The sequence below is a fragment of the Streptomyces hainanensis genome (assembly GCF_004348415.1).
GTDB lineage: Bacteria > Actinomycetota > Actinomycetes > Streptomycetales > Streptomycetaceae > Streptomyces > Streptomyces hainanensis.
In genome coordinates this window covers 1-4,669 of record NZ_SMKI01000549.1, presented here as the reverse complement: position 1 = coordinate 4,669, position 4,669 = coordinate 1, and the positions used below count along the sequence as shown (strand labels likewise).

2 protein-coding genes and 1 pseudogene are annotated in these 4,669 nt (G+C 72.2%); all 3 read right to left on the bottom strand.

Going from position 1 to position 4,669, the window contains the following annotated elements:
- Nucleotides 1-100: 100 nt before the first annotated feature.
- Nucleotides 101-2,653 carry an exo-rhamnogalacturonan lyase family protein gene (locus E1283_RS32215; RefSeq protein WP_132821705.1) on the bottom strand — a complete coding sequence of 851 codons (2,553 nt, stop codon included), beginning with the start codon at nucleotides 2,651-2,653 and terminating at the stop codon, nucleotides 101-103.
- A 567-nt stretch (nucleotides 2,654-3,220) separates the two neighbouring features.
- A complete protein-coding gene (locus E1283_RS32210) occupies nucleotides 3,221-4,324 on the bottom strand; it encodes a LacI family DNA-binding transcriptional regulator (RefSeq protein WP_132821704.1) in 1,104 nt (367 codons plus the stop codon).
- A gap of 99 nt (nucleotides 4,325-4,423) precedes the next feature.
- A pseudogene (locus E1283_RS32205) lies at nucleotides 4,424-4,669 on the bottom strand (gfo/Idh/MocA family oxidoreductase); the annotation flags it as partial.

The following is a 4,669-nucleotide window of genomic DNA, read 5'->3' as shown; positions in this document are numbered from 1 at the left end:
CCCCCGGACGGGGCCGTCCCGCCCGGGGGTTCGGGCTCGCCACCGCCACCGCCGGCGCCGCGCCGTGGCACCGGGCGTGTTCTCGTCGGCCTTGTTCGGTTCAGGGGGCTTCGTCGGGGGCCAGGGCGAGGAGGGCGATGATGGCGAGGGTCCGCTGTGCCGCGTCGTTGGTGGAGACGGAGTTGTTGCTCCCGGGGGGCGACGGCGCGCGGATCTCGTCGATCGGGGTGAGGACCGCGTGGCCGTCGACGCGGACGGGCGGGTTCCAGGGGCGGCCCTGCGGGTCGTCGAGGTAGTGGGTCCAGGCGCGTCGGCGAAGTGCGGGGTCGTCGAGTTGTTCGCCGGCCCAGGCGGTGACCTTGGCGTAGATGGTGGGGAAGAGGCCGGGGTCGAAGTCGCGGCCGTAGCGCGCGATCTTCTCCTCGGCCGGTGCCTGGGCGTGGCGGGCGAAGTCCAACAGGGTCCGGTGGAAGCCGGGTTCGTCGACGAGCTCGATGGTCTCGAACAGGATCTGTTCGCCGCAGAAGGCCATGGTCAGGTTGAAGCCGCCGTCGAAGTCACCGGTGTCGAGCTTGGTCAGGTGGCCGGTGGTGTGGTCCCAGCCGACGTGGCTGCCGGCCTCGCCGGTGAAGAGCCCGGCGGGGAAGGTGGCGATGTCGCGCATGCCGGTGGTGATCCGGTCACGCCAGCGGGTGTCGCCGGTGCGTTCCCATGCGGTGAGCCAGTTGCCGACCAGCGCGTACCAGTCGGGGCCGATGCGGATGCGGCCGCGCATGGTCCGCCGCAGGGTGGCGTCGGCCTGGAGTGAGGCGTGCATGAGGTCGCCGAGGAGTTCGTCGGCGGTGAGGTAGTGGAGGAAGCGGCGGGTGTAGGACTCGGAGACGCGGGCCTCCTTGGCGCCGTCGCCCCAGTGCAGCACGTTGTGCCGGCCGCCCAGGCCGGCGAACCGCCCGGTGAGGTAGGTGTCCGACTCGCTCAGGTGGCGGGTCATCGCGGAGGCGAGGCGGAAGGTGCGCGGGTCGCCGGTGCGCAGGAAGGCGTACCAGAGTGCGGCGTCGGTGCCGAGTTCGGCGTTGTCCCAGGCGTAGCCGCCGACGTCGTAGCGCCAGACGTGGCGGTCGGAGTCGTAGGTGTGCATGACGTCGCCGTAGTCCCAGAAGCCGTACCAGGAGCGCTGTTCGACCTGGTCGGCGTAGAAGGCGACGGTGGCGTCGATCGAGTCCTCCAGCGCGGCGCGGCCGGGGGTGGAGCGGTCCGGCAGGCTCCACTTACCGAAGACGCCGGCGGCGTGGTAGGTCTCCGGCGCGGCCACCAGCTGGGGTCGAGCGGTCAGTGCCGCGGCGAGGTGGGCGATCCGTGGGCGGGAGGGGGTGGTGGTGAACGCCCACAGTTCCAGGTCGGTGGAGCGGGAGACGCCTCGTGGGTCGCCCCAGCCGTCGCGGCTGTCCTCGTAGGCCAGCGGGGCGCTGTGCCCGGCCTCGTCGTAGGGCCGCATGTCCATGGCGTCGCCGGCCGGCGACCACGACCACAGGGTGACGGTGGCCTGGTCGGTGGCGGCGTCGGTGATGTCCAGGGCGCGGGGGTGCTGTTGCCAGAAGTCGCGGATTCCGAAGCCGAGTCCGCCACTGACGCCGCCGACGTAGCCGAAGCCGGTGGCGCGGTCGCCGTGGCCGGCGTGGCGCAGCCAACTGACGCCGGGCCTGGTGCGTTTGGCGATGGAGAAGTGCGAGGCGGAGTGCTGGGCCAGCCGGAACTCGTTCCACCGGGCCAGGTTGTGGTGGTCGTCACGGACCGGCCCGTGCCAGTCGGCGACCGGCGGGGTGGCGGTCCCCGCCACCTGCGCGGCGGTGACCTCCTCGCCCGGGTCCCGCCACAGCCCGGACAGGACGCGCACCGGCTCTCCCCACACCCCGCCCCCGGGGCCGGCGAAGCGGACGTGCCGGTCGTGCGGCTCGTCGGCCAGGGGCACCGTGAGCCGCAGCCCGAGTCCCTTGACGAAGTCCCGCGCCGGGTCGGCGTCCCACACGAAGTGGTGCACGAGGCGGAGCGACTCGGCCCCGGCGGAGAGGGAGATCCGCAGCGTCCAGGGGAAGAGCTCGCGGCCGTCGCCGTCGCGGGTGTGGTGGCCGGCGAGCTTCACGACGGCCCGCACCGGTCCTGACTGCTCGACGTCCAGTTCGGTGACCGTGCCGGTCCAGGAGGTGCGGCCCGGGGGCGTGTCGCCCTCGTCGGGACCGTCCTCCAGCAGCAGCACCAGCCGGCCGTCGGTGGCGGTGACCCGCCCGTCGGTGGTGAGGGACCGCAGTACGGTGGCGCCGCGCTCGGCGACGCGGACCTCGACGACGCCGTTGGCGAGGACGACCTCTCCGGCGCCGAGCCGCACGCTCACCGGGTGCTTCGGCGCGGCCGGTCGGCCCGGGCGGAGGCGAAGCCGGTCGTCGCGGCCGGCGTCGGCGCCGACGGCGTGGCCGCTCCACTTGAGGCTGCCGTCGGGCCAGTACGCCAGCGGCCAACTCTGCACGGGAACGGGCCGGTCGCCGGGAGCGGTGAGCGCGAAGCCGGCGTCGGCGGCCACCCGGCCGCGCGGCCACGGGACGCCCCAGGCGGCTCCCGTCGTCGTCTCCGGGACGCCGTCGAGCCAGTGCAGGGTCACGGATTCGGGGCCGGGGGCCGCCGGGTCGGCGACGGCCGTCCGATCGGCCGGGAGCGGCTGGGGCGGCTCGGGCGGCTGGGGCGGAGGCGATGACGGTGTGATGACCTCGTCCTTTCAGGCGGCTGACTGCGGGGTGTCGAGGGACGGCGGGCGTCCAGCCGGACCCTCAGCCACCCGACCGAGCGGGGTGAGTCCGGTCCGTTCCACGGGGGTGGCCACCTCCTCCCTGACACCGGAAAGGTATTCCATAAATTTCTGCTGCCGGATACCATCACGCACCGAAGGGGCGGTCAACCCTGAATACACGGAAACCTTAGGAAACACACGTAGCCGGCACCCCGGCCCGGCCGACGCTCCGCCGCGCGCACGAAGGAAAGGCATGGTCGAGTTCGCCACGCCCACGCTCGACGTCCGGTGGGTCTCACCTGGCACCCTCGACGGGTCCCACTGGTACGGACTGCGCCTTGGCCGGCGGCTTCACCGGACGCGTCCTCGGACTGTGGACCTAGTCGGGCGAAGTACTGCTCCACCGCGCCGGGTTCACCGAACAACGCGCCTGACGACGCCTCACGCCGGCCCGGGCGTCCCGGCCTGCTGACGCACCAGGTCCGACCGCGCGGGCCGGGACGACAGGTCCTGGTAGGTGGTCGCGTACGCGACGGCGGTCGACTCCCGCGGCACCAGGTCGCACTCGATGGTGGTGACACCGGGAGCGAGCGATCCCTCCTGGATCGCCTTGATCATCTTCTCCGCCGCCACCGTCCCGACCTCGGTGAGGTTGAGGTCGATGCTCGACAGTTGCGGGCGGTTGGCCTCGACCATCACCGTCCAGTTGTCGAAGCCGATGACACCGACGTCGTCCGGAACCACGATCCCCGACGCCTGGAGCATGCTGGTCGCCCCACGGGCGATCATGTCGTTGCCGCAGATCAGACCGTCGATGCGGGCCCCGCTGTGGATCAGCTGCATGGTGGCCTGTCGCCCCCACTGCTCGCCCCACGGCCCGTAGAGCGGCTCGGCGGCCAACTCGAGCCCGTGCTCCGCCAACACCGAACGCACCGCCGCGGTCTTGATCCTGGCGGAGTCCTCGCGCCGAGGGCCGAACACACAGGCGAAGTGGCGCCGGCCGGTCGCGATCAGATGACGCGCGGTCATCTCCGCCCCACCGTGGTCGTCCGGCACGACGGAGACGTCGTCCGGGCCCGCCGAGGCGCACAGCATGTACACCACGGGCACTCCGATGGCACCGCGCAGCGGGGCACGGCCCGTTCCCCCGCTCCCGCTGCCGGCCACCAGGATGCCGTCGACCCGACGCCTGAGCAGCGACTCGACGAAGTGCTGCTCGCGAATGGGGTCGCCACGGCCGTCGCACATCAGGAACGCGATGTCGTGCTCGGCGAACTTCTCCATCGCCCCGAGCAACAGCGGCGACGTCCGCCGCTTGCTGAACGGCTCCTCGGTGATCAGCCCCACGGTCAGGTTCCGCGGCTCACCGAGATCCTCCAGGGCACCCTTGGTCTTCAGGTCGAGCTCACGAGCAGCCGCGAGGACGCGTGCGCGGGTGTCCGGGTGAACCGCCCCCCTGCCGGTCAGCGCCTTCGACACCGTCCCCGGTGAAACGCCGGCCAGCGCAGCGACGTCACGCGCGGTTACTCGCTTGCGGTTCGCCATGAAGCGACCGTACCAGAAGTTCCAAAAGTTTCCGCGCCGCTTTCCGAAGCGTTGCCTTGTGGGACCTCCCCGAGGCCACCGCGCACCGCGTCGATCACGTCACGGATGCTGGAGGTCGACCCCCAGCTCCAACTCCTTTACCTGGACCGGCTGTCCGGTCCTCATGGACTGGTTGGCGGCGATACCGACGGCGACGGCACGCACCCCGTCGAGGTAGTCCGCCGCGCGGGCCAGCGGGTCGGGTGCCAGTCGCAGGTCGCGACGGAAGACGTCCATCAACAGGATCGCGTCCCCTCCACCGTGCCCCCCGATGCCGGCAGGGATGGGAACCTCCCGGGCCCGCCC

Excerpts from the sequence above, each read along its gene's own strand:
- E1283_RS32210 (WP_132821704.1), bottom strand. The coding sequence starts at position 4,324 with ATGGCGAACCGCAAGCGAGTAACCGCGCGTGACGTCGCTGCGCTGGCC.